The sequence below is a fragment of the Bradyrhizobium sp. B097 genome (assembly GCF_038957035.1).
In the GTDB taxonomy this organism is placed as follows: domain Bacteria; phylum Pseudomonadota; class Alphaproteobacteria; order Rhizobiales; family Xanthobacteraceae; genus Bradyrhizobium.
The window spans coordinates 9,030,771-9,055,337 of the sequence record NZ_CP152412.1; the positions used below are offsets into that span (position 1 = coordinate 9,030,771).

The window sequence follows — 24,567 nt, forward strand, 5'->3', positions numbered from 1 at the left end:
GATTCCGTTACGGAATTTCGCGTGGGTAAATTCGAATCCAAGTCTGGATGATGCGTTAGGGGACATTCCGCGTGCCGCCGATCCAATACATCGTCGAAGGCGGCCGCCGCCTTTCGGGCACCATCGAGCCGTCGGGCAACAAGAACTCCGCGCTGCCGATCATCGCAGCTGCCCTGCTCACCGAGCATCCGGTCACGCTGACCAACGTGCCGCGCATTCGCGACACCGAAACGCTGGTCGAGCTGTGCCGCTCGGTCGGCGCCAGCGCCGAATGGACCGAGCGCAACACGCTGCAGATCCATGCCAGGGAGATCCGCGCCGCCGATCTCGATCCGGCTCTGTGCGCGCGGATCCGCGCCTCGATCCTGCTGGCAGGTCCGCTGCTCGCCCGCTGCGGCGAGGTCGCGTTGCCGCCGCCCGGCGGCGACGTGATCGGCCGCCGCCGCCTCGACACGCACTTTTTGGCCTTCGAGCAGCTCGGTGCCACGGTCACCGCAACGCACCGGCTGGAATTCCGCGCCGCGCGCCTGAAGGGCGCCGATGTGTTCCTCGACGAGCCCAGCGTTACCGCGACGGAGAACGCGCTGGTCGCCGCCGTCGCCGCCCGCGGCACCACCTATCTGCGCAACGCGGCCTCCGAGCCGCATGTGCAGGACCTCGCCAATTTCCTGGTCGCGCTTGGCGCGAAGATCGAAGGTATCGGTACCAACACCATTACCGTGCATGGCCAGGCGCCGCTCGGCGGCACGAGCTACGCGATCCAGCCCGACCATATCGAGGTCGGATCGCTGATCGGCCTTGCCGCGGTGACCCGCTCGCCGCTGCGCATCGCGCGCGCCGGCGTCGAGCATTTGCGCTCGATCCGGATGGGCTTTGAACGGCTTGGCATCGTCTGCGGCGTCGAGGGCGACGACCTCGTCGTGCCGTCGAACCAGACCATGAAGATCCAGGACGATTTCGGCGGCCATGTGCCGAAGCTCGAGGACCAGCCCTGGCCCGCCTTCCCGGCGGACCTGATGTCGATCGCGATCGTCACCGCGACGCAGTGCGACGGCGTCATCCTGATGCACGAGAAGATGTTCGAGTCGCGGATGTTCTTCGTCGACAATTTGATCGCGATGGGTGGCCGGATCGTGCTGTGCGACCCGCACCGCGCGATCGTGGCCGGTCCGAGCCGGCTGCGCGGCGCGCCGATGAACTCGCCCGACATCCGCGCCGGTATGGCGATGTTGCTGGCCGCGGTGTGCGCCAACGGCACCTCCACCATCAACAATGCCGACCAGATCGAGCGCGGCTATGAGCGGATCGACGAACGGCTCAACGCGCTCGGCGCCAAGATCAAGCGGATACCAGCGCGATCGTGATCCGGGCATGATCCGGAAAAACGTGAAGCGCTCTTCCGGTCGGACCATGCTCAAACGACAATTTGGGAGGCGATGATCTCTGCGTGAGATCGTCGCGTTTGGGCAGTTTGGCCATCCTTCCGGCCGGTTTGCCGTGCTAAGCGTGCCGTCATGACCTGCATCGACAAGATCGACCCGGCCGCGTCGCGCGCGGCCGTCGTCCCCTCCGGGGCGGCGTTTGCCGTCCCCCGCAAGCTGCTCACGGCCGAGCTCGCCGAAACGCTGAAGCTCGCGGTGCCGCTTGCGCTGACGCAGCTCGGGCAGATCGCGATGATGACGACCGATCTCGCCTTCATCGGTCGGCTCGGCAGCGAGAACGTCGCCGCGGCGGCGCTGGCGCATACCGTGTATTTCGTAAGCTTCACCATCGGCATGGGCATGATGTCGGCGGTCTCGCCGCTGGCCGCGCAGGCGTTCGGTGCCCGCAACCCGCGCGTGATGCGGCGCGCGCTCCGCGTCGGCCTGTGGGCCGGGTTCTTCATGGTGCTGCCGCTGATGGCGCTGCCGTTCCATGGCGAGCGCATCCTGCTCACGCTCGGCCAGACCCAGGCCACCGCGCATCTGGCGCAGCAATATCTGTTCGGTCTCGCCTGGGGCATCCTGCCGGCGCTGTGGTTCATCGCGCTCCGCGGCTTCATGAGCGCGGTGAACCGGCCGGAGCCGGTGCTGTGGATCACACTCGCGGCGATCCCGGCCAATGCGCTGATGGTCTGCCTCCTGCTCTACGGCAAATGGGGCATGCCCGAGCTCGGTATGTTCGGCGCTGGACTTGCGACCACGATCGTCAATCTCGGGACCTTCCTCGCCGGCGCGTGGTTCGCGGCGCGGCGCCGCCCGTTCCGCAAGTACCATGTGTTCAGCCGCGTCTGGCGCATCGACTGGCCGTTGATGGGCAAGCTTGTCGCCGTCGGCGCACCGATCGCGATCGCGTTCCTCCTGGAATACGGCCTGTTCGGCGCGGCCGGCCTGCTGATGGGGCTGATCAGCACCACGGCGCTGGCGGCGCACCAGATCGCGCTGCAGATCGCGGCGATCCTGTTCATGGTGCCGTTCGGCGTCAGCATGGCCGCCACCGTGCGGGTCGGCCAGGCTGTCGGCCGCCGCGACACCGATGCGGTGCAGCGGGCCGGCTTTGTCGCGGTCGCGCTCGCCGGTGTGTTCATGAGCGTCATGACGCTCGCGGTGATCCTGGCGCGCTTCGAGATCGCAGCCCTGTTCCTCGGCGAAGCCTCCGACGCCACCGCGCAGCTCACCGCGATGCTGCTCCTGATCGGCGCGACCTTCTTCATCGCCGACGGCGTGCAGACCACCACCGCCGGCGCGCTGCGCGGGATGAACGATACCCAGGTGCCGCTGCTGTTCGCCACCATCAGCTACTGGCTGATCGGGTTCGCGTCCGCCTACGCGCTCGCCTTCTGGGTCGGGCTCCAGGCGCCCGGCGTCTGGATCGGATTGTCGCTCGGGACTGCGGTCTACGCGACCCTCCTGATCTTGCGTTTCCGCCTGCTGGCACGCAGACTGGTAGGATGAAGGTTGCCGCATGAAGGTTGACGAGGTCACACCGAACGGAGCCTAGCGCATGACCTTGTCGGTCGACCTGTTCTTCTCGTTCCGCAGTCCGTACAGCTATCTGGCGTTGCCGAAGACGCTGAAGATGGTCGCAGACTACGATGTCGCGGTGAATTTGCGACCGGTCTATCCGCTCGCGGTCCGCGTGCCCGGCTTCTTCAAGAAGACCAATCCGCAATTCGCCCGCTATGTCGTGCTCGATTCCAGCCGCGTCGCCAAGCACGAGAACATCCCGTTCCGCTTTCCGCGCCCGGACCCGATCGTGCAGGACATGACGACGCTCGACGTCGCCGCACATCAGCCCTACATCCACCGCCTGACCCGGCTCGGCGCTGCCGCGCAGCTCGAGGGACGGTCGCTTGCCTTCACCTCCGCCATCGGCCGCGTGCTGTGGGACGGCTCGGTGAAGGGCTGGAACGAGGGCGATCATCTGGCGCGAGCGGCTGCTGCCGCAGGCTTCGATCTTGCGGCGATGGATGCGGCAATCGCTGCCGATCCCGATCGCTATGAGGCGGTCATCAAGGGCAACGAGGAGGCGCATGCGGCCTCAGGCCATTGGGGCGTGCCGACCTTCGTTTTCGAGAACGAGCCGTTCTTCGGTCAGGACCGTATCGACCTCCTGATCTGGCGCATGGAGGGCAAGGGCCTGACGCGCCGCACGACATAGCCACGGGTCATGCCGCGCTCTTCTCCGAAGTTTCGGCAACGATCTTTTCGGAAGCATCTTCGTTGGTGCACCAATTGCCGTGGCAGCGCTTGAGGTCGCTCAGATTCTGCCGCATCTGGTCGAGCGAAAATCCGAGCGCGAAGAACCGCTCCATGGCATCGACCGGAAGGCCCCGGGTCAGGCCCTCGCTGCGCACCGCGGCAACCTCCTCGCTATAGGCATGCAGCGCGGCATCGACCGGCGCCATGTCGGCCGGGCCGCTGCCGGCGCGCAGGGCTGTCGCGACCGCCACCATATAAGTCACGATGGCATTGCTGACGTCGGCCAATGGCCGCGCCAGCCTGGCCTGGATATCGGCCGGCAGCGGCACGACACAGGCGCGCCCGATCATCACGACGTCGTGCCGCAGCCGCTGGATGGTCCGCAGCAGCGGACCGGTGTCCGGCCCGGATGACAGATGCATGGTGCGTTCACGCTCGGCCTCGAGGCCGGTCGCGTGCAAATTGGTCACCGCGGTACCGATGCCATCCTGGATCCGGTGCAGTGCGTCGTTGTCGAGCCCGCGCGTCAGACCGGCGAGCAATTCGGCGAACGCCGCCGAGAGCAGTTCCAGCAGCTTCGACGCATTGACCCTGATCTGGCTGACCGCGCGCGACGGCAGCACCAGGAACGAGATCACAAGGCCAGTCAGCGCACCGACCGTGACCTCGAGGACGCGGTCGATCGCTGAGTCCAGCGGATTGGAATGATGCATCGTCGGCAGCAGCAGCACGATCACCGCCGTCACCGTCGCCGAGTTCAGGCTCGGATTGAGCGCGGCGATGAACGCCAGCGGCACGATCGCCAGCACCAGCAGCGCCAGCAGGCTGCCCTCGCCGGAATGCGGGATCAGCACCGCGATCGCGCCGCCATAGATGGCGCCGCCGATGGTGCCGAGCATGTAGTCGCGGGTCGCCTTCAGCGAGCGGCCGACGCTCATCTGGGTCACGATCAGCGAGGTCAGCACCGCCCACAGCGGCAGCATGAGGTGCAGTGCGAGCGCGATGGTATAGGCGGCCACGCCGGCGGATGCGATCCGGACCGCCAGCGCCAGCTGCGTCCTGCGTGTCCAGAGCTGGTCGAACATGCGTTTTGCGAAGGTCCTCATGCACCCTGATCCGCAATCAATGGAAAGGCCCGTGTTACACGACTTGACGTCCAGCGACCGGAAGCATGGCTGCTGCCCGCGGCGGCAAGGTGGCTTGAAAGGCCAAACCCGCCCGCCTACCCTGCGCCGCAAAATTGAGGAAACACGATGGCCCACGAAACCGCAACGCTCGCCGCCTATGTCGCCGACCTGAAATATTCCGACATTCCGCCGGAGGTGCTGGAGCGTGCCAAGGTTTTGACGCTGGATTTCCTGGGCAGCACCATCCGCGCCCGCCGCGATGCGGAATCGACCCCCTCGCTGATGAAGATGCTGGAGGCGCTGGCGCTGGACGGCAAGGGCGAGGCCACGGTGTTCGGCGACACCAAGACCTGGACGCCGGCGGTGGCGGCGCTGCTCAACGGCGCGCTCGGCCATTCGCTCGACTTCGACGACACCCATGCCGATTCCTCGCTGCATCCGAGCGCACCCGTGGTGCCTGCTGCGTTCGCGATCGGCGAGATGGTCGGCGCCTCCGGCCGCGACGTGCTGACCGCGATCGTTGCCGGTTATGAAGTGTGCTGCCGGCTCGGCAACGCGCTCGACCCCACCTCGCATTATGCCAAGGGTTTCCACCCGACCGCGACGGCCGGCACCTATGGCGCTGCTGCTGCGGCGGCAAAACTGTTCGGGCTGTCGAAGGAACAGATCGTCTCCGCCTTCGGCGTCTCCGGTAGCCAGGCCGCGGGCTCGCTGCAGTTCCTGGTCAACGGCGCCTGGAACAAGCGCTACCAGGTCGGCGCCGCTGCGATGAACGGCGTGATCGCCGCGACCCTGGCGCGCAACGACTTCATCGGTTCGAGCGAATCGGTCGAGGGCAAGCATGGCCTTTTGGTCGGCTATACCGATGACGCGCATCCGGACAAGGCGGTCGCGGGCTTGGGCCATACTTATGAGACCCTGAAGATCGGCGTGAAGCCGTATCCGAGCTGCCGCTACACCCATGCCGCGATCGACGCGCTGATCGCGATGCGGCGCGAGCACAATCTGACGCCGGACCAGATCAGGAAGGTCGAGATCGGCCTGCACCGCAACGGCATCACGCTGACCGGCGATGCCGCTACCAAGCGTCACCCGACCTCGGTGGTCGGCGGCCAGTTCTCGATGTTCTTCACCGGCGCGATCGCGCTCGACCAGGGCCATTTCGGCTGGGACGATTACGACCGGCTGGGTGATGCGGCGATCGACGCGCTCGCCGACAAGTTCGACGTGGTGCAGGACGACCGCCTCGAGGTCGGCCGCACCCATCCGTTCGGCGCCCGCGTCTCGATCACCACCGATGACGGCACCCATGAGCGCCTCTATGCCGATCCCTCCGGCGAGCCGACCTCGTTCCCCGATGCACAGGCGATGCAACAGAAGTTCCTGACGCTGGCCCGCCCGGTGCTCGACAAGCGCGCCGACCAGCTCGCGGACGCGATCCTGACGCTGGAGCGGTTCGATCGCGTGGAGAAGGCGACGCAGCTGGGGCGGCAGTAGGGGCGGCCGTGGTCGAGCGCAGGCTGCGCACTACACCCGCCGCTGTCGTCCCTGCGAAAGCAGGGACCCATAACCACAGGGTTGCGTTGTGGGAGTGAGCTACGGCCCCAGCCTCGCGCAACAATGCGCATTCGGGGTAATGGGTCCTGGCTTTCGCCAGGACGACGAGGCGCAATTCAAGATCTCAAGCAGCGCGGTGTCATCACCCGCGAAAGCGGGTGATCCAGTATTCCAGAGACAGCGGCGCTTGAACCGAGAGGCCGCGGCGTACTGGATCGCCCGGTCGAGCCGGGCGATGACAGCTGTATTTGACGGCGCAGCTTCGCATTTTCAGGACATGATTCGTCCGAACTTTTGCTTGCTCACCTCACTGTCATTCCGGGGCTCGCGAAGCGAGAGCCCGGAATCCATCAGGCCGCATCACGCGTGGCAAAATGGATTCCGGGCTCATGCTTCGCATGCCGCGGAATGACGGAGACTTACTCCGCTCCATCAATGATCACAAAATCCCCGTCCGAGTATTTCTGCCGGATTGCTTTCGCGGCCTGATAGTCGGGGCAGGTGTAGCATTCCATCGCGGTGGCGCGATCCCTGAACTCGATGACGAAATTGCGCTGGCGCGTCGCGCCTTCCATCACCTCATAGGAGCCGTTGCGCACGATGAAATTGGCGCCGTATCTGGCGAAGACCGGCATCGCGGCGACGAGGTATTCGGGATAACGGGCTTCATCGTGCACCGTGACGTGCACGATCCAGTAGGCTTTCGGCATGATGGTCTCCGGCTGAGGCGATCTTAAAGAACTGTGGCGCATCTCCTGCGAGATGCGCCACGGCATCAGAAAATTCCGGAGGCCAAGATTCAATTCACGATCGCGCGGGCGGTGTGTGACGTGCCAGTCAATTGCCGCCCGCGAGCCGCGCGCCCGTCGACGTCGCCGTGACGACATCACGGACCAGATCGAACACGCCGTCCGCCTCGAGCGGCATGTTCGGCGAGCGGCCGAGCCGCACGATGACGAGGTGCTGTGACGGCACGATCACGACATATTGCCCGATCGTGCCCTTGGCGAAGAAGGCGTCGCGCGGCCAGCCGTGCTTGACACGGAAGTTGGCGCCAAAGCTCTCGCCGAGATTGGTCCAGAAGCCCGCGCCGATGCCGACCCAGGCGTTCGGCGTCGGCGATGCGGAGTACTTGACCCAGCCTTCGGGCAGGATGCGCTTGTCGCCGGCCATCCCGTCATTGAGGTAGAGCTGGCCGAGACGCGCCCAGTCGCGTGCGCTCGCCATCATCGCGCCCGATCCTTCAGGCGTGCCGGCAACATCGAACTGCATGACCACGTTGTACATACCGAGCGGATCGAACAATTCGCGGCGCGCAAACCGCATCACGTCGGCGGCGTGGCCGCCGGCCGCGTTGCGGATCAGATGCGAGAGGATGATGAAATTGCCGTCGTGATAATTCCACGCCTCACCCGGCGCGGTCTCGAGCGGAATGCTCTCGGCGTACGCGGCCATGTCCGGCTCCATGAACTTCATCCGGTTGACTGGCTCGAGCGCGGAGGCAAGCGAAGCCTGCAGCGAGCTACCGAGCGCGAGGCCTGCGGTGTGGCGCAGCAGTTGATCGACCGTGATCGCGTGGCGCGGATCCTTCGGATCCTGCCAGGCGGCGATCGGCACCGGCCGGTCGACCGCAAGCTTGCCGTCACGCACCAGAACGCCGATCAGGGCCGAGATCACCGATTTGGTCGCGGAGAAGCCGAGTAGCGGCGTCTCGATGCCGATGCCGTCGGCGTAACGCTCGGCGACGATGCGGCCATCCTTCATCACGACGACAGCGCGGGTGTGACGGAACGGCGGCTCCGCCGGCTCGGCAAAGGCGCGGTCGAGCGCGGCCCCAAGCTGCGGGCTTTGTGGTGCGACGAGCGCAGGGCCTGCGATCTCGGGCAGCGATGCGGCTTGCGGCCTCGAGGGCGGCAGCGGGCCATCGGCGAGCACCGCGCCGTGGTCGAGCGTGCAGCCGAACCCCTCGCGATAGACGGCGTGGCTGCGGCCAAGCCCGAACAGCGTCACCGTGACATCCTTGCGATCAAGATCGACCTCGGTGTCCATCGCCCAGGTGATCAGGCCGGCCCCCGGCATCGCATCCGTGGTTTCGGTCAGGTTTCGCCTGGGGTCGAGACCGCTGACGAAGGTCTCCGAGCAGACGACATTCGCAACAAAACCGGTCGCGACCTTGGGCACATCGCGGGCCCGGGCGGCGGACAGCGCCAGCGCACCGCAGGCGGTGGTGGCAATGAGAATGAAGGCGAGCTTTCGACGGGTCACGGGATCCTCCGGCATGGCGCATGGGGCGCGTGGCCGGGATCAGGCCGGAGCGGACGCGCAAGCGCTCGCCGGATTTGGAATCGGGCTGGCCGAGAACTCGGGGCCGCTCGCCGAATCTAAAAATGCGCTGTGATTACAATGGCCTACGACCGAGGCAGCTCTTCCCTTCTCCCCTTGTGGGAGAAGGTGGCGCGGACGCAGTCCGCGACGGATGAGGGGTCTGCCTCCGCGGAGCGAGACCCCTCACCCGGCTTCAATGCTTCCGCATTGAAGCCACCCTCTCCCACAAGGGGAGAGGGTACAGCGGCGCATGCGGCACCAATTACACCGCTTTCAGCTTCCGATACTCCGTCGGCGTCACGCCGGTCGTCGCCTTGAAGGCGCGGTTGAAGGGGCCGAGCGACTGGAAGCCGGCGTCCATCGCGATGGTGATGACGGGAACTGCGGACTGCGAGGGATCAGCGAGCGCGGCCTTGGCCTCCTCGATCCGGTGGTTGTTGAGGAAGACGTTGAAATTGCGGTAGCCGAGCCGCTGGTTGATCAGCCGCCGGAGACGATATTCGGGGATCTTCAGCCGGGTTGCCAGCGTGCCGATGGTGACGTTGTCGTGGCGATAGATGCGCTCATCCGCCATCAGCCGCATCAGGGCATCGACCAGTCTCTGGTCCGCCGCCTCCTCGACCGCGGCCGGCTTCGTCAGCACGACGGCCTCCGCCGGCACCGTGAACAGGTCGGCGCCGTCGACGCGCATCATCGCCCAGGTGATTGCGGCCACGACGGCGGTGAGCACGGCCGCGTTCAGCAAATTGGCCCATTCCACAGTCACGCGGCTGCCGGCATAGGCGATCTGAAGCAGCGCGTTCATGCCGCCGTACAGCGCAGATGCGGCGACGATGAAGACGCGGACACGGCGGCGGCGCTCGACCAGATCTGCCGACCACGATCCGATGGTTTGCGCCACCGCGAGCGCAACGAAGACGAGCGTGAGCGAATTGACCATGATGATCGCGATCTGCGCGTGACCACCGGGCGCAATCCACATGCAATTGACGAAGCTGTAGGCCACGACCGCGGCCCAGATCAGGCCGTGCCACCAGCGCAGTTGAAACGCGTCATCGAACAGCGCGCGCGTGAACAGCCAGAACACCACGATGTCGCCGGTCGAGAGCGCGATCAGTGGCGCATGCCAGTCCGAGACCGGCGGGCCGGCACCCATCGACGCGGCCACCGCATGCGCCGCCGAGCCGAGCGCGAAGGCGACCGCAAGGCGCCCGGCCAGCACCGTGCGGAAATCCGCGAACATCGAGGCCGCAAGCACCAGCAGCAGCGTCACGGTGGCGGCGCGCAGGCACAGTTCGGTCGCGGCAAAGGTCATCGGTCGGTTTGCTTCGGGCTCGAAACGGCAACGACTCGAAGATCGACCGTCACGCCGTCTTTTTCAAGAACCATCGCGCGACCAGCGGCTGCGCTGCGTGACCCAGATATCGATGACATCGCCCTCGAGCTTGCCCGGGCCCTCATTGACAGCACCCAGCCGCCGCGCCACGGCCTGCGAGGCGAAATTGGCGGGATCAATGCAATGGATGATGCGGTCGATGGTGAAGTTCGCGAACACAAAGTCGATCGCGGCGCGTGCCGCCTCCACCGCATAGCCCTTGCCGCGATACTCCCTGGCGATGCCCCAGCCGACCTCGAAGTCCGGCCATTCCGGCGGATAATACGGCCCGACGCGGCCGATGTAGCGAGCGGAAGACCTCTCCTCGACCGCGAACATGCCAAAGCCGTGCAGCGCCCAATGGCCGGAGATGACCGCCGCATTGCGCCAGCCCTTCAGCTCCGAGGTGACCGGCTGATGATCCGGCGTGATGAAGCGCGCCGTCTCGGGATCGGACAGCATCTTCGTGTTGTCCGCGATGTCGGACGCGCGCCACGGCCGCAGGATGAGACGCGACGTCTCGATCACGGGCCCGTCGACCTGCAACAGCTTTGCGCCCGGCTTGATCAGAGAAACCATCACACGCTCCAGTTTCCGGAATTATGCTGCTGTTGTCGAACGCACGCCAGAGCCACACTTTCGTCGTCCCTGCGAAAGCAGGGACCCATAACCACAGGGTTGCGTTGTTGAAGCAAGCCGTGGCCCCAGCGAGCGCAACAATAGACATTTGTGGTTATGGGTCCCGGCTCGCCCTGCGCTTGGCCGGGACGACGGATAGAGTATGATCGCGGCAAAAGAGTATGATCCGGCAAAACTGCAAGGAGTCCGACATGAGCTGGCAGCCCTCGACCGATCCCGAACTCGGCGATCCCAAGACCTGCGACGCGCTGGATCTGATCATCGTGCCGCGCACCCGCGATCTCGGTGACGGCTTCGCGGTGCGCCGCGCGCTGCCGCATGGCAAGCGGCAGATGGTCGGGCCCTTCATCTTCTTCGACCATTTCGGCCCGGTGCAATACCTCGCCGGCAAGGGCATGGATGTGCGGCCGCATCCGCATATCGGGCTCGCTACCGTCACCTATCTGTTCGACGGCAGCATCATGCACCGCGACAGCGAGGGCAACATCCAGGAAATCCAGCCCGGCGCGATGAACTTGATGACCGCGGGGCGCGGCATTGCGCATTCCGAGCGCACCCCCGACGTGCAGCGCCGCGACGGCCAGAAGATGCTCGGTCTGCAAAGCTGGATCGCACTGCCGGAGGCTAAGGAGGAGATCGCGCCGTCGTTCCAGCATTACGGCGCGGGCGATCTGCCGATGATCTCGGAGCGCGACTTCACCGCGCGCGTCATCGCCGGCTCGGCGTTCGGCATCAGCTCGCCGGTCAGCATGGTCTCGCCGTGGTTCTACACCGAAGTGACCGCGCAGGCCGGCACCTCGGTGCCGCTCGACCCCGATCACGAGGAGCGCGCGATCTATCTCGTCGACGGCGAGGTCGAGATCGCGGGCGACCGCCACGAGGGACCGCGGCTGCTGATCTTCCGGCCCGGCGACCGCATCACTGTGAAGACGCTGCGACCGACCCGCATGATGTTTTTGGGCGGCGATGCCCTGGAAGGGCCGCGCCACATCTGGTGGAATTTCGTCTCGTCATCCAAGGAGCGGATCGAGCAGGCCAAGCAGGACTGGAAAACCGGGCGTTTCGTACAGGTTCCGCACGAACACGAGTTCATTCCGCTGCCGGAGTGAGCTATTTCCTGTGTTAGTCTTTGGCGCCCGCACGCCTCGTGCGGGCGCACGTCTTTGAACACCGCGTCTTTGAGAAACGAGCCCGGAAAGACCCCGCCATGACCGCGATGCTCTCCAGCGATTTGCCCCTGCCCCGGATCGGCCGCGGCAAGGTGCGCGATATCTACGCCGTCGGCGACGACCGCGTGCTGCTGCTCACCACCGACCGCATCTCGGCATTCGACGTGGTGATGGCGGAGACCATTCCGATGAAGGGCGCGGTGCTAACCCAGATCAGCGCCTGGTGGTTCCGGCAGCTCGAAGGCACCGTGCCGCATCACATGATCAGCGCCGATGCCGACGAGATCATCCGCGCGGCGCCTGAACTCAAGAACCATCACGCCGACATCCTCGGGCGCGCGATGCTGTGCAAGCGCACCACTGTGTTCCCGATCGAGTGCGTGATCCGCGGTTACATTTCCGGCTCGGCCTGGAAGGAATACGCCGCCGAGGGCACGCTCGCCGGGGAGAAGCTGGCGGCGGGCCTGGTCGAAAGCCAGAAGCTCGAGCCCGCGATCTTCAGCCCGGCGACCAAGGCCGAGGCCGGCCATGACGTGAACATCACGGTTAAGCGGGTGCGCGAGATCCTGGGCGCCGACGTTGCCGCGACGCTCGAGAAGATGGCGCGCGATGTCTACGCATACGGCGAACAGACCAGCCGCGCCCGCGGCATCATCATCGCCGACACCAAGTTCGAATTCGGCCGCGACAAAGACGGCCGCATCATCCTGATCGACGAGGTGATGACGCCGGATTCGTCGCGGTTCTGGGCCGTCGATGCCTACAAGCCCGGCCAGCCGCAGCCGAGCTTCGACAAGCAGCCGCTGCGCGACTATCTCGACGTCGAGCGCCACGCCGGCCGCTGGAACGGCGACGCCCCGCCCCCGCCGCTGCCGGCGAGCGTGGTGGATGCGACCAGCAAGCGGTACCTCGAGGCGTACCGCCGCGTGACGGGGACTGAGCTGAAGGTCTGACCGCACAGTCATTGTGTATCACCGTCACCCTGAGGAGGCCGCAACGCGGCCGTCTCGAAGGGTCGACGGCCCGGCTGGTGGCCGTGCATCCTTCGAGGCTCGCTGCGCTCGCACCTCAGGATGACGGGAGAGGGGCGCTGCGCCTGCATCGACTGATCGTGCGATCACGTTAGGCCAGGTGAATCCCATTCACCCCTGTTGAAGACAAACCTTTTGTCGGCACATCCGACACGCTGCACTCTCCGGCTAAACGGAGAGCTCACGATGCGGCAATTGACTTATATCGGCGACAACAAGGTCGAATGGTGGGACGTTCCCCCGCCGAGGCTCCAGGATGACCGCGACGCGCTGGTGCAGCCGCTCGCGGTGACGCGCTGCGATCTCGATCTTGCGATCGTTCACGGCCGATCCGGCCTCGCGGGCCCATTTGCGCTAGGACATGAGACCGCGGGCCGCATCGTCGACATCGGCGGCGCGGTGAGGCATTTCGCGCCCGGCGATCTCGTCATCGTACCGTTCCAGATCAGTTGCGGGGCCTGCGATCGCTGCCGGCGCGGCCACACCAATGCCTGCGCGGCAGTGCCGTTTCGCTCCTCCTACGGCTTGAAGCCGGTCTGCGGCGTGGAATATGGCGGCGGCCTGTCCGACCTGATCCGTGTGCCGTTTGCCGATCACATGCTGGTTCGCCAGCCGAACGGCCATGCCTTGTCGCAAACCGCAGGACTGGCCGACGGCGCGACCGACGGGTTCAGCGCGGTGGCGCGCTGGCTCGCGCAACGGCCCGGTGCCGACGTGCTCGTGATCGGCGGCTTCGCGCAGTCGCTCGCGCTATTCGCGGTGCAGGCGGCGGTGGCGCGCGGTGCGGGCCGCGTCGTCTATCTCGACGACTACGCGCCGCGCCTCGCCAAGGCGAAGTCGCTCGGTGCCGACATCATCGAAGCCCCTAGCGGCCTGTCGATGGAGCCGCCCGGCCTGTTCCCGATCGTGATCGATGCGGCCGCGACCGACGCCAGCACGCTGCTCGCATTCCGCGCGACGGAACCGAACGGCATCTGCCAGCGCATGTATGGCGACTTCGCCGAGACCACGCCGGTGCCGCTGCGGCATATGTATGGCGTCGGGATCACGTTGAAGGTCAGCCGCGTCAATGTTCGCGCCGAGCTGCCCGACTGCGTCGCGCATGTGGCGGCAGGACATTACCACCCGGAGCATGTCATCACCCGCCGCGTCCGTTTCGAGGATGCGCATGAGGCGATCGGGGACCCGACCATCCGCGTCGCCTTCGTTCGTGATGGCATTGCCTGACCGGGACTATTAGGTTGGCTCCAACTAACAAACCCAGGGAGCCACCCATGTCCGATGCCGATACCGTGCTCGTCGAGCGCGACGGTCCCATCACCATCATCTCGATCAACCGCCCGCACAACCGCAATGCCGTCGACGGCGCCACCGCGCGGAAACTGTATGACGCGTTTCTGGCCTTCGACGCCGACGCGAGCGCATCGGTCGCGGTGTTCACCGGCACCGGCGGATATTTCTGCGCCGGCGCCGACCTCAAGGCGGTGGCAGCAGGCGATCCCGAGAAGAAGCGCGAGGTCGGCGGCCACAATACCATCGCGCCGATGGGGCCAAGCCGGCTGCGGCTGTCGAAGCCGGTGATCGCCGCGATCGAGGGCTTTGCGGTCGCCGGCGGCATGGAGCTTGCGCTGTGGGCCGACATGCGCGTCGTCGCCGAGGACGCCACGTTCGGCGTATTCTGCCGTCGCTTCGGCGTGCCGCTGATCGACCTCGGCACCATCCGCCTGCCGCGGCTGATCGGCCATTCGCAGGCGATCGATCTGATCCTCACCGGACGCCCGGTCGCAGGGCCCGAGGCGCTTCGCATGGGGCTCGCAAACCGCTTGGTGCCGAAGGGCGAGACGCGCGCGCACGCCATCGCGCTCGCCAAGGACATCGCGAAATTCCCGCAGAACTGCATGCGCGCCGACCGCCTGTCGGCATTGCGGCAGTGGGACCTCGACGAGGAAGAGGCGATCCGGAACGAGATGCGCGGCGGGCTCGAGGTGATCGCATCGGGCGAAACGCTATCCGGCGCGGCGCGCTTCGCCTCGGGTATCGGCCGCCACGGCGCATTCGGCAATGAGGGCGGGAATGGTTAGTCCCACAGCGCCAGCCTTTGCGTTCCTGCTGCCGACGTGCTGAGCTGTCGCCCATTCCGAAAGCAAACGATGCCCGCACAATCGATCGCAACCGAGCTGAAGACATTCACCACGTCCGATTTCCGCCTGGAGAACGGCAGCGTGCTCGGCGAAGTGACCATCGCCTACCGCACCGTCGGCACGCTGGCGCCCAAGCGCGACAATGTCGTGCTGATCACCCACGGCAACACCAGCGGGCCGCAGATGATCGATCCCGACGGATCGACCGGCGAAGGCAGCTGGAACGAGATCGTCGGCCCCGGCAAGGCTGTCGACACCAACCGCTACTTCGCGATCTGCCCGAACATGCTGGGCTCGTCCTACGGCTCGACCAACGCGGCAAGCATCGACCCGCGGACCGGCCGGCGTTACGGGCCGCGCTTCCCTGATATCACCGTCAGCGACATCGTCGCCACCCAGCGCGCGATGCTCGATGAACTCGGCATCGACAAGCTCGTTGCGATCGTCGGTCCGTCCTATGGCGGCTTCCAGGCGCTGCAATGGGCGGTGAACCATCCCGATGCCATGCGCGGCATCGCTGCCGTCGTCACCGCGCCGCTGGTGCCGCGCGAGCGCGCCGAGGGCAATGTTGCGCGGCTGATGGCGGCGCTGTCGCAGGATCCGAACTGGAACGGCGGCGACTATTACGATCACGGCGGCGTGCTCGAAAGCATGATCCAGATCCGCACCGCGACGCTGAAGAGCTACGGCATCGAGACGCGGCTGCGCGACACGATGGCCGATCCCGCTGACATCGAGGCCGCGATCCGCGCCGAGGCGGCGGAATGGGCCAGGGGGTTCGACGCCAATTCGCTGCTGACTCTGGCCAAGGCGCTGCGCGGCTTCGACGTCACGGCGCAGTTCGGACGGATCAAGGCCAAGGTGCTCTATGTCCTGTCGCGGACCGACAAGCTGTTCCCGCCGGAGCTTGCGCCGCAGGTGATGCCGGCCCTGAAGGCCGCCGGCGTCGACGCGGATTATTTCCTGCTCGACAGCGACTATGGCCATTCGGCATCGGGCCGCGACGCGCACAAATGGGCGCCGCGGTTGCGCGCGTTCATGGACAGCCTCGGCTAGACAATCGGACCGCATCGATCCATCCGATCCGGGAACCCGCACCCGCCGCTCCCCGCAACCGGGAGGGACGAAACTGCGCGCGTTGAGAATAGGCTGTCACAAGAATCCTGTTGTCGTCCTGCACCGGGCCCGTCTACGACTGACGGCGAAAGTTTCAGGACATTTTTCAACGTGATTAGTCGATCGCTTTATTTCGGCTCGCGCGCGCGGCGGGCCATGCACGACGTTATCGGCGGCGGCGCGGCCAGCGTGCTCGGCATCACGTTCGGCCTGTCCTACGCGCTGCTGATCTTCGCCGGGCCATTGTCGCCCTATCTGTCATACGGCGTCGCGGCGACATTCATCTCCTCAGCGGTGCTTGCGACCTTGATTGCGCTCGGCAGCTCGCTGCCCTTCGCGGTCGCCGGCCCTGACAGCTCGACCGCGGCGGTAACGGGGATCCTGATGGCCTCGCTGGTCGAGCGCATCAGCGCCGCCAACCCGGCGGCGCCGCTGCTGACGCCGGTGCTGATCACGCTGGGGCTCTCGACCATCGTCACCGGCATCGTGCTGTGCTGCCTCGGGCTGACGCGGCTCGGCCGCGCCATCCGCTACGTGCCTTATCCCGTGGTCGGCGGATTCCTCGGCGCGACCGGCCTCTTGATCGTGCTGGGCGCAATCAGGGTGATCACCGGTTACCCCGTGCAGCTCAACACGCTCTTCCACTTCACGAATATCATCACGATCTCCGAGCTGAGCGCCGCCTGCGCGATGGCGCTGGTGCTGTATCTGACCTGGCATCGCTCGCGCACCCCGTTTGGCCTGCCGATCATCCTGGTCTCCGGCGTGATCGTGGCGCATCTCGCATTCTGGATCATCGGCATCACGCCGGAGGAAGCCCACCTGACCGGCTGGACCTTCGCGCCGCCGCCGGCATCGACCTTCAGGCTGCCGTGGCACGCGGCCGAGCTTGCGCAGTACCCGTGGTCGGCGGTGCCGGACCTGCTCGGCAACATGGTCGCCGTCGTCTTTGTCACGGCGGCGAGCACGCTGTTCAACACCACCGGCATCGAGGTCGCGGTGCATCGCGAGGCCAACCTCGAGCGCGAGCTCAACATCACCGGCTTCGCCAACATCTTGACCGGCGCGCTGGCCGGCTATGCCGGCTGCACTTCGGTCAGCCGCTCGATTCTGAATTTCTCCAGCGGCGGGCGCGGCCGGCTGTCGGGGTTGACGGTTGCGGCGATCTCGCTGTTGATGCTGGCGGTAGCGCCGCAGTTGCTCGGCTACATGCCGAAATTCGTGCTCGGCGGCCTCCTGATCTATCTCGGCGCCGACCAGCTGCACAAATGGATGATCGAATCGCGCAAGCGGCTGTCGCAAACCGAGTATCTGTCGCTGCTCGCGATCATCGTCATCATCGTAGCCTGGGGCTTCGTGCCCGGCATCCTGATCGGCATCATCATCGGCTGCGCGACCTTTGCGCTCAGCGCGGCGCGGGTCGAGGCGATCAAATACGGCTTTGACGGCTCGGAATACCGCAGCTCGCTGGACCGCTCGCGCGACGACCGGGATGTGCTGCAAGCGCACGGCGGCAAGATCCAGGGGCTGACGCTGCAGAGCTATCTGTTCTTCGGCTCCGCCAACAGGCTCTACCAGCACGTCAAGGCGCTGCTGCGCGAGCACCCGGAGTGCCGCTATTTGCTGTTCGACTTCAAGCTCGTCACCGGCGTCGATTCATCGGCGGTCTACAGCTTTGCGCAGATCAAGCGCAGCGCGCACGAGGTCGGCGTCGAGCTGGTGCTGGTGCACTTGTCCACCAAGGCCGAGCAGGTGCTGCGCGCCAGCGACTTCATCACCGAAGGCGTCACCGTGATTGACGAGCTCGACCATGCACAGGAATGGTGCGAGAACCAGATCATCGCGCAGCACCAAGAACTTGCGCAGGAAGAGGCCGACCTGCGCGGCTGGTTCACGGGACTGCTCGACAGCGAGGGCGACGCCGACGCCCTGATCCGGCGCTGCCAGCGCATCGAGGTCGACGCCGGCGAGGTCATCGTGCGCGCCGGCGACGCCGCCGATTCCATGCACTTTATCCTGGACGGCCGCGTCGGCATCATGGTGCCCGCCGACGACGGCCGCTCTACGCGGGTGCGCAGCCTCGGCCGCTACACCACGATCGGCGAGATGGGCCTCGTCGCGCACACCCCGCGCAGCGCGACCATCCAGGCCGAGACGGCGAGCGTGCTCTATGTGCTGAACACCCACCAGTTCATGGCGATCCGTGACGAGGACCCCGAACTCAGCCACAAGCTGCTGACGTATTTCGTGTCCGTGATGGCGGAGCGGCTGACGTTTGCGAATCGTACCATTGCGGTGCTGCGGCGGTAGCAAGCGACGAGGCGAGTTTCGCCGTCAGCCACGGCGGGATTCGGCTCCCTCTCCCGCTTGCGGGGGAGGGTTGGGGTGGGGGTTTCACCACGAGTCGTCCAGTGGAGAGAGCCCCCACCCGCACCGCGTCTTCGACGCGATGCGACCTCCCCCGCAAGCGGGAGAGGTGGAGCGAGAACGCGGATATACTACAGCAGCCCCCTGCTTTCGCTCGCAGCGAGCTGCTCCATCAGCGCCTTGTCGTCATAGCGCGCGAGCGAGAGGCTGCGGGCGAATTCGGGTGCCGGCGCGCCGACCACGGCGCGGGCGCAGAGATCGCCGGCGGCGCAGGCGCCCATCGTGCCATAGCCCGACAGCGCGGTGGCGAGGAACACGCCTGACGTCTTCGCCGCGCCGATCAACGGCCAGTTTTCCTTCGTCATCGGGTAGTAGCCGCCATAGTGCACGCGGTCGCGCGGCAGCGCGCCGAGATACTGCGTGAGGCGCGGCTGCAGCCGGCTCGCCGCGCGCAGCACGACTTCGGGGAAATACGGATTCAGCTCCGGCTCGCGCACTGGCGCCGTGGTCTGCTCGGCATTGAAGGCCCAGCCGAGCTTGATCCACTCGCCGTGGTCGCCGCCGTCGGGCCGGCAATGGATGCTGCCCGGCATCGGCGCCAGCAGCCGCGCGAATTCCGGCGCCGTTGACAGCGCCTCGCGCTCGTCGTCGGACCACGCCAGCGTCTGGCCGTCGAGATCGATCGCAAACGGCATTTTGCGATCGACCGCGCGGTTGCGATCGGCGAAGGCAATCTTCTGCTGCAGCACATTGACGATCGGAAGCTGCTCGCCATGCATCGCCGCGACATCCGCGGCAAAAGGCCCCGCGGCATTGATAATGATGTCGGCCTTGATGGTCTGTCGCGCGCCATCGGCCAGCACATCGACGGTGAAGCGATCGGTCTTTACGATGCCGACCACCTTCGCTTGCTGAAACTGCGCGCCGAGCGGTCGCATCGTCTCCAGCATGTACTGGCCGAGCTGCTGGCCGCTGATGTCGCCTGCCCTGCGGATATGAAGCGCGGTCGCGACTTCCCGATCGAAGGTCGGGTAATGCTGCTGAATCAGATCGCGGCCGCGCAAGACATCGACACCGTCAGGTGCGCTCTGCCAGTCCGCGGAATGCGGCGGCATGTAGCCGCGGCTCGCTCCTTCATGCAGGCGGATCAGCTTCGCAGCTTGCGCGCCATAGCCGGCGTAGAGCTGCTGCAGCAATTCCTCAGGTTTCTCCTCGCGCGTGACCAGAAGATATCCGCGCCGCGTCATGTGGATGCGGTTGTCGCTGCGGTGCGCGATCTCCTCCATCAGGTCGGTGGAATGATCAGTGAAATCGGCCATCGTCGGGTGCGGCCACCAGTTGCGGTAATTCTCGCCGGACTGCGCCGAGGTCAGCGCCATCGGCTGGCCTTCGTCGACGATCAACAGGCGCGAGCGCTCGTGCTGGACGGCGAGGTAATAGGCCGTGGCGATGCCGACGATGCCGGCACCGATCACCAGGATTTCGACGTCATTGGTCTTCACGCGGTATCTCCCAAGCGCCCGCAGCAGGGCCTGCGATGATTCAATTCGTCCGTGCGGCAATCAGGCGGGGCGTTCGGGGCTCGCATCGCGCACCGCCTGGCGCTGCGCCGAGCGCAGCGTCTTCTGCGTCTCCTCGATGTGATCGCGCAACAGGCGGACGGCCTTCTTGACCTCGCCGTCGCGGCAGAATTCGAGCAGCCGGTAGTGCTCGCGTTGCGGACGCTCCTTGCCGGTCGCCTGCGACACCAGCGCCCGCGTGAAGCGGCCGACGTGGCCGTAATTCGCCTCGATCATGCTGAGCAGGCGCGGTCGGTTGCACGGCGCGTAGAGCGTGGCGTGGAATTTCCAGTTGAAGGCGCCCCATTGCGCCGGATCAGGCTCGGCGTCGTAGGCACGAAGGATTTTCGTCGCCGCCTCGAGATCGATCTCACCCATGGCGGGAATCGCTAATCGCAACGCGTGGCATTCGAGTGCGATGCGGATCTCGAGCAGCTCGATCACCTCATCGATCGACAGGTCGGAGACGACAGCGCCGCGATTGGGCAGGAAGGTCACAAAACCCTCGGCCTCGAGCTGGCGCAGCGCCTCGCGCACCGGGATGCGGCTGGTGCCGAACCGGGCAGCAAGCTCGTCCTGGCGGAGCTGTAGTCCGGGCGCGAGCTCGCCCGAGCTGATCGCGGCCCGCAGCGCCTCGCGCACTGCGTCCGGCGCGGAACCGTGAGGTCCGGCCCCTCGATGGCTGGCGGCGGTCTCTGGTTCCATCCGGCTTCTCTCTTCTCTCGCTGGCATCAAGCCGAGGTATCCGACTTGGCCACGATTGTATAAAATCAGATTGCCGATTATGCAATACTGTGTATAAAATCTTGACCTATTGTATCCAATTCTGCCGACGTCCGCGAGCACCTGATGAACAAAGCATTCAAGCGATTGATCTACCTGGCCTTTCTTGCGACGACGGCATCCGTCCCGGCGCAGGCCCAATCGCCCGGCGGCACGCTGGCCAAGATCCGCGACATCGGCGAGATCCGGCTTGGGCATCGCGACGTCTCGGTCCCGTTCTCCTATCTCGACGACAACCAGAAGCCGGTCGGCTTCGCGATGGACCTCTGCGCGCGGATCGTCGAGGCGGTGAAGAGCGAGCTCAAGCTGCCGGCGCTGCAGACCAAACTGCAGCCGATCCAGCTCTCCACCCAGATACCGCTGATCGAGAACGGCACCATCGACATTGTCTGCGGTCCCGCCACCAACACGCTGGAGCGGCAGAAAGTCGTCGCCTTCAGCACCACGATCTTCGTGTCGAGCATCCGCGCGGTGGTGCAGAAGGACGCGCCGATCAAGTCCTTCGAGGATCTCGGCGGAAGGCCGGTCTCGCTGACCTCGGGATCGACCTCGATCGGCCTATTGAGCGCGCGCGCCCAGGCGAAGAACTTTCAGACCAAGAACATCCTGACCCCGGATCATGCCGCCTCGTTCCTCGCGCTGACCACCGGGCGCAGCGACGCCTTCGTCATGGACGACATCCTGCTCGCCAGCCTGATCGCGGGCAGCCCCAATCCGTCCGACTGGCGCATCATCGACGACAGCCTGCGCACCGAACCGTACGGGCTGATCATCCGCAAGGGCGATCCTGAGTTCAAGGCGCTGGTCGACCGGACGCTGGCTGCCATGATGAAGAACAACGAATTCCAGGAGCTTTACGCAAAATGGTTCACGCGGCCGATTCCGCCGAAGAACGTGAACCTGAATTTCCCGATGACGGCGCCGCTGAAGGACGCCGTCGCCAACCCGAACGACAAGGGCGTGTGACTGGCAGTCGCGGGCGCGCGGCGGATGTTTCGCAGCGGAATCGCGAGAACGGAATGGCCACCGCGGCACCAGCTTGTGACGCGCGACGGCCTTTCGACGCTTCGCCGACTTGTTGGGCATGATCTTTTCGGAAAACCGCTTCGCACTTTTCCGGATCATGCCTTAGAAGTCGACCGTCATCGAGAGCCACAGCGTCCGCGGCATGCCGCTGATCACGTAGCCGGTTGGATTGCCGATCCAGTAGTGCTTGTCGAACAGATTGGTCAGTGACGCCCTGAACGTGGTCGGCCGCCCCGCGAGCCTCGTCGCGTAGCGCGCACCGATATCGAAGGTCGCCCAGGCGGGGACGCTCTGGAAATTATCGGCGCTGACATAGGCCCGGCTGGTGTAGATGGCGCGCGCCGTCGCGGTGAGGCCCGGCACGAAGGGCGTATCCCATTCGACACCCAGATTGCCCTGCAGGTCGGGCGCGCCGATCGCCCGATTGCCGTCGTAGAGGTGGCCTTGCGTCTGGGTGAGCCGGGCATCGAGCCAGGTCACGCCACCGAGGACGCGGACGCCGGGCGCGACCTCGCCAAAGGTATTGAGCTCAACACCGCGGTTTCTCTGTTGGCCATCGAGGCTGTAGATCTTGGTGACGGGATCGATCACACCGCTCGGCAGGCTGATCTGGAATGCCGAAAGGCTCGCGCCGAAGCCCCCAAGATCGAGCTTCGTGCCGACTTCGGCCTGCCGTGTCTTGAAGGGTGCGAACACCGCATTGGTATTCGCCGCGCCCGAAGGCGGCGTCGGCCCCGGCGTCAGGCCTTCGATGTAGTTGGCATAGAGCGAGAGCTGCTTGATCGGCCGCACCACCAGCGCGATCGAAGGCGACGTTGCGCTGTCGTCGTAGTGCGTCGTTTCCAGCCCGCTGACGGGATTGAAGCTGCTCGCGATCACCTGCTGTTGGCGCGCGCCCACGATCACCTGCAACATGCCCCCCATGGTCGTGATGGTATCGGCAACGCCGACACTGCGCAGCCCGAGGAAGTCCGACTTGCCCTCCGGGAAGGTCGATACCGGGGTGCCGGCGGTCGCCAACAAGGTCGGTCGGTAGATATTGGTCAGGTAGGTCGCGTAGTTGGTCTGGCCGAGCCAATCGGTCCGGTCGAGCGCACTGCCGCTGACGACGACCTCGTGGCCGACGGGTCCCGTGTCGAAACGCGCACGGACGCCCGCCTCGCCGGAGACGCCCTCCGACTTGCCGGTCTGGAATCGAGACGTGCCCAGGGCATCGCCCGCGGTGTTGAGAATCGTCGCGCCGGGATCTTCCTGCTTGTCGTAGCGGAACTGGTTGGCGCCGATCGCGCCAAACACGGTGACGCTGTTGCTGAGATCGTATTCGGCCCTGGTCAAGCCGGTCAGGCTCTGCGAGCGCGCACTGTCAAACGGCTGTGCGAGATTGATGCGCGGATCGGGAGCCTTCGGCATGACGATGCCGGGCAGCGGCGTGTAGCCACGCTGGGCGGCCTTCATCCAGTCGTCCTGGGAGATAATGTCCGCGGACCAGCGAAAGCGTTCGCCATGATAGTCGACGCCGAGCGAACCAACGCCGTTGCGCGTGGATTGCCGGTCGATCGAGGTGTTGCCGCCATCGATCCCGCCGTTGAAGCGAACGCCCCACTCCTTCTGTTCGCCATAGCGGCGGGCGAGGTCGAGCTCCGTTCCGAAACGTCCATCCGAAATGTAGCCCGCGGTCAGGCGCGTGAGGTCTTCCGCCGCCCGCTTGGTCACGACATTGACCGTGCCGCCGATGCTGCCTTGCGGGGCCATCCCGTTGAGGAAGGCACCCGGTCCCTTGAGCAGCTCAATACGTTCGATGGGCGCCGGGTTGACGCGATAGGCCGGAACGAGGCCGTAAAGTCCGTTCAAGGCGATTTCGCTGTTCTCGACCCGGAAGCCGCGGATGGTCAGCGCGTCGTAACGGTTGCTGCTGCCGATCGCAGCGCGCACCGACGGATCGGAATTCGTCAGCACTTCCGCAACGCTGGTTGCCTGCTGATCGCGGATCGTCTTCTCCGTGTAGCTCGTCAGGCTGTACGGCGTATCCATATAGTCCTTGTTGCCGAGCAGCCCGAGTTGTCCGCCGCGCGCGACCTGGCCGCCGATATAGGGCACGGGCAACGCCGCCTGCTGCGCGACGGCTGTGGGCGTGGCCGCGGGTGCCTGCGCGTGCTCACGCCTGCTCGCCTGATGCGATGCCGGCGAACGCGCCGACCGTGACGATGACGGCCTCCGAACCGGCGTGGCGCGATGCTGTGGCGCGGCCACGACGACCGGCGGAAGCGGCGCAGCACCGTTTGCAGGTGGTTGCTCCGGCGACTGTGCGAGCGAAGGGACCGTGGTCAGGAGGAGAGACGCGCACACGAGTCGGAATGCGCACGGAACGTTTGAAGTGACGAGCATAAGGTCCCCGGATTCTTCTTGGTTTCGTCTCGAACATCGTCAAAGTTCGAGCGCGACCACCGGGGCATAAGCAGCAGGCGCTGTGACGCCAACTAGAACGCATCTAAGAGAGGGGATGAAGCTTGCTGCGCGAGGCGACATCGATGCGGAAGATTCCGCGTTTCGATTATTCTTCGTTGAGTGGCGTCGCGCGTATACAGCTTGATTCTGACGGCGAACCTCGAGATTAGAACAATTCTTGGCGCAATCGTCGTCGCGATAGGAACGATAGATTCGGCGATCGCGCT

19 protein-coding genes are annotated in these 24,567 nt (G+C 65.7%); 11 read left to right on the forward strand and 8 right to left on the reverse strand.

The annotated features are described in order from the left end of the window. The first annotated feature begins 71 nt into the window (after nt 1-71). From murA to AAFG07_RS41580, 3 genes are all read left to right on the forward strand, one after another. Nucleotides 72-1,364, forward strand: a complete 1,293-nt coding sequence (gene murA / locus AAFG07_RS41570; protein WP_342725307.1) for a UDP-N-acetylglucosamine 1-carboxyvinyltransferase — start codon at nt 72-74, stop codon at nt 1,362-1,364. A gap of 150 nt (nt 1,365-1,514) precedes the next feature. Next, entirely contained in the window at nt 1,515-2,933 is a 1,419-nt protein-coding gene (locus AAFG07_RS41575; RefSeq protein ID WP_342725308.1) for an MATE family efflux transporter, read from the forward strand. Between the two features lie 49 nt (nt 2,934-2,982). Further along, nucleotides 2,983-3,639, forward strand: a complete 657-nt coding sequence (locus tag AAFG07_RS41580) for a DsbA family protein (protein ID WP_342725309.1) — start codon at nt 2,983-2,985, stop codon at nt 3,637-3,639. Nucleotides 3,640-3,646: 7 nt separating this feature from the next. On the opposite strand, the gene AAFG07_RS41585 is transcribed toward AAFG07_RS41580, so the two are convergent. After that, nucleotides 3,647-4,786 carry an FUSC family protein gene (locus tag AAFG07_RS41585; RefSeq protein WP_342725310.1) on the reverse strand — a complete coding sequence of 380 codons (1,140 nt, stop codon included), beginning with the start codon at nt 4,784-4,786 and terminating at the stop codon, nt 3,647-3,649. A 147-nt stretch (nt 4,787-4,933) separates the two neighbouring features. Here AAFG07_RS41585 and AAFG07_RS41590 point away from each other — a divergent pair, with 147 nt between their 5' ends. Next, nucleotides 4,934-6,304 carry an MmgE/PrpD family protein gene (locus AAFG07_RS41590; protein WP_342725311.1) on the forward strand — a complete coding sequence of 457 codons (1,371 nt, stop codon included), beginning with the start codon at nt 4,934-4,936 and terminating at the stop codon, nt 6,302-6,304. 479 nt (nt 6,305-6,783) lie between these two features. On the opposite strand, the gene AAFG07_RS41595 is transcribed toward AAFG07_RS41590, so the two are convergent. From AAFG07_RS41595 to AAFG07_RS41610, 4 genes are all read right to left on the reverse strand, one after another. Further along, entirely contained in the window at nt 6,784-7,074 is a 291-nt protein-coding gene (locus AAFG07_RS41595) for a DUF1330 domain-containing protein (protein ID WP_342729398.1), read from the reverse strand. Between the two features lie 127 nt (nt 7,075-7,201). Then, nucleotides 7,202-8,629, reverse strand: coding sequence for a serine hydrolase (locus AAFG07_RS41600; protein ID WP_342725312.1), 1,428 nt, complete (start codon nt 8,627-8,629; stop codon nt 7,202-7,204). A gap of 322 nt (nt 8,630-8,951) precedes the next feature. Then, nucleotides 8,952-10,004, reverse strand: a complete 1,053-nt coding sequence (locus AAFG07_RS41605; protein WP_342725313.1) for a helix-turn-helix domain-containing protein — start codon at nt 10,002-10,004, stop codon at nt 8,952-8,954. Nucleotides 10,005-10,067: 63 nt separating this feature from the next. Beyond that, entirely contained in the window at nt 10,068-10,643 is a 576-nt protein-coding gene (locus AAFG07_RS41610; RefSeq protein WP_342725314.1) for a GNAT family N-acetyltransferase, read from the reverse strand. A 251-nt stretch (nt 10,644-10,894) separates the two neighbouring features. Between AAFG07_RS41610 and AAFG07_RS41615 the strand changes: the two genes are divergently transcribed. From AAFG07_RS41615 to AAFG07_RS41640, 6 genes are all read left to right on the forward strand, one after another. Beyond that, nucleotides 10,895-11,812 carry a pirin family protein gene (locus tag AAFG07_RS41615; protein ID WP_342725315.1) on the forward strand — a complete coding sequence of 306 codons (918 nt, stop codon included), beginning with the start codon at nt 10,895-10,897 and terminating at the stop codon, nt 11,810-11,812. A 98-nt stretch (nt 11,813-11,910) separates the two neighbouring features. Continuing rightward, nucleotides 11,911-12,825, forward strand: a complete 915-nt coding sequence (locus tag AAFG07_RS41620) for a phosphoribosylaminoimidazolesuccinocarboxamide synthase (protein ID WP_342725316.1) — start codon at nt 11,911-11,913, stop codon at nt 12,823-12,825. 264 nt (nt 12,826-13,089) lie between these two features. Further along, a complete protein-coding gene (locus AAFG07_RS41625) occupies nt 13,090-14,130 on the forward strand; it encodes an alcohol dehydrogenase catalytic domain-containing protein (RefSeq protein ID WP_342725317.1) in 1,041 nt (346 codons plus the stop codon). 47 nt (nt 14,131-14,177) lie between these two features. Next, nucleotides 14,178-14,984, forward strand: coding sequence for a crotonase/enoyl-CoA hydratase family protein (locus AAFG07_RS41630; RefSeq protein WP_342725318.1), 807 nt, complete (start codon nt 14,178-14,180; stop codon nt 14,982-14,984). 69 nt (nt 14,985-15,053) lie between these two features. Next, the gene (locus AAFG07_RS41635; RefSeq protein ID WP_342725319.1) at nt 15,054-16,100 is read left to right on the forward strand and encodes an alpha/beta fold hydrolase; all 1,047 of its coding nucleotides are present in this window, start codon (nt 15,054-15,056) and stop codon (nt 16,098-16,100) included. 216 nt (nt 16,101-16,316) lie between these two features. Next, entirely contained in the window at nt 16,317-18,470 is a 2,154-nt protein-coding gene (locus AAFG07_RS41640; RefSeq protein WP_342725321.1) for a SulP family inorganic anion transporter, read from the forward strand. A 188-nt stretch (nt 18,471-18,658) separates the two neighbouring features. On the opposite strand, the gene AAFG07_RS41645 is transcribed toward AAFG07_RS41640, so the two are convergent. Next, nucleotides 18,659-20,029, reverse strand: a complete 1,371-nt coding sequence (locus tag AAFG07_RS41645; protein WP_342725322.1) for an FAD-dependent oxidoreductase — start codon at nt 20,027-20,029, stop codon at nt 18,659-18,661. Nucleotides 20,030-20,089: 60 nt separating this feature from the next. Next, the gene (locus AAFG07_RS41650; protein WP_342725323.1) at nt 20,090-20,791 is read right to left on the reverse strand and encodes a GntR family transcriptional regulator; all 702 of its coding nucleotides are present in this window, start codon (nt 20,789-20,791) and stop codon (nt 20,090-20,092) included. Nucleotides 20,792-20,935: 144 nt separating this feature from the next. Here AAFG07_RS41650 and AAFG07_RS41655 point away from each other — a divergent pair, with 144 nt between their 5' ends. Continuing rightward, nucleotides 20,936-21,835: an amino acid ABC transporter substrate-binding protein gene (locus tag AAFG07_RS41655; RefSeq protein ID WP_342725324.1), complete on the forward strand. Its 900-nt coding sequence runs from the start codon at nt 20,936-20,938 to the stop codon at nt 21,833-21,835. A gap of 162 nt (nt 21,836-21,997) precedes the next feature. Here AAFG07_RS41655 and AAFG07_RS41660 read toward each other — a convergent pair whose 3' ends face one another. Further along, entirely contained in the window at nt 21,998-23,992 is a 1,995-nt protein-coding gene (locus AAFG07_RS41660; RefSeq protein ID WP_342729399.1) for a TonB-dependent siderophore receptor, read from the reverse strand. Between the last annotated feature and the right edge of the window lie 575 nt (nt 23,993-24,567).

Coding starts and splice junctions, on each gene's coding strand:
- AAFG07_RS41575 (WP_342725308.1), top strand. CDS start 1,515: ATGACCTGCATCGACAAGATCGACCCGGCCGCGTCGCGCGCGGCCGTC.
- AAFG07_RS41580 (WP_342725309.1), top strand. CDS start 2,983: ATGACCTTGTCGGTCGACCTGTTCTTCTCGTTCCGCAGTCCGTACAGC.
- AAFG07_RS41585 (WP_342725310.1), bottom strand. CDS start 4,786: ATGAGGACCTTCGCAAAACGCATGTTCGACCAGCTCTGGACACGCAGG.
- AAFG07_RS41590 (WP_342725311.1), top strand. CDS start 4,934: ATGGCCCACGAAACCGCAACGCTCGCCGCCTATGTCGCCGACCTGAAA.
- AAFG07_RS41595 (WP_342729398.1), bottom strand. CDS start 7,074: ATGCCGAAAGCCTACTGGATCGTGCACGTCACGGTGCACGATGAAGCC.
- AAFG07_RS41605 (WP_342725313.1), bottom strand. CDS start 10,004: ATGACCTTTGCCGCGACCGAACTGTGCCTGCGCGCCGCCACCGTGACG.
- AAFG07_RS41610 (WP_342725314.1), bottom strand. CDS start 10,643: ATGGTTTCTCTGATCAAGCCGGGCGCAAAGCTGTTGCAGGTCGACGGG.
- AAFG07_RS41615 (WP_342725315.1), top strand. CDS start 10,895: ATGAGCTGGCAGCCCTCGACCGATCCCGAACTCGGCGATCCCAAGACC.
- AAFG07_RS41620 (WP_342725316.1), top strand. CDS start 11,911: ATGACCGCGATGCTCTCCAGCGATTTGCCCCTGCCCCGGATCGGCCGC.
- AAFG07_RS41625 (WP_342725317.1), top strand. CDS start 13,090: ATGCGGCAATTGACTTATATCGGCGACAACAAGGTCGAATGGTGGGAC.
- AAFG07_RS41630 (WP_342725318.1), top strand. CDS start 14,178: ATGTCCGATGCCGATACCGTGCTCGTCGAGCGCGACGGTCCCATCACC.
- AAFG07_RS41635 (WP_342725319.1), top strand. CDS start 15,054: ATGCCCGCACAATCGATCGCAACCGAGCTGAAGACATTCACCACGTCC.
- AAFG07_RS41640 (WP_342725321.1), top strand. CDS start 16,317: ATGCACGACGTTATCGGCGGCGGCGCGGCCAGCGTGCTCGGCATCACG.
- AAFG07_RS41650 (WP_342725323.1), bottom strand. CDS start 20,791: ATGGAACCAGAGACCGCCGCCAGCCATCGAGGGGCCGGACCTCACGGT.
- AAFG07_RS41655 (WP_342725324.1), top strand. CDS start 20,936: ATGAACAAAGCATTCAAGCGATTGATCTACCTGGCCTTTCTTGCGACG.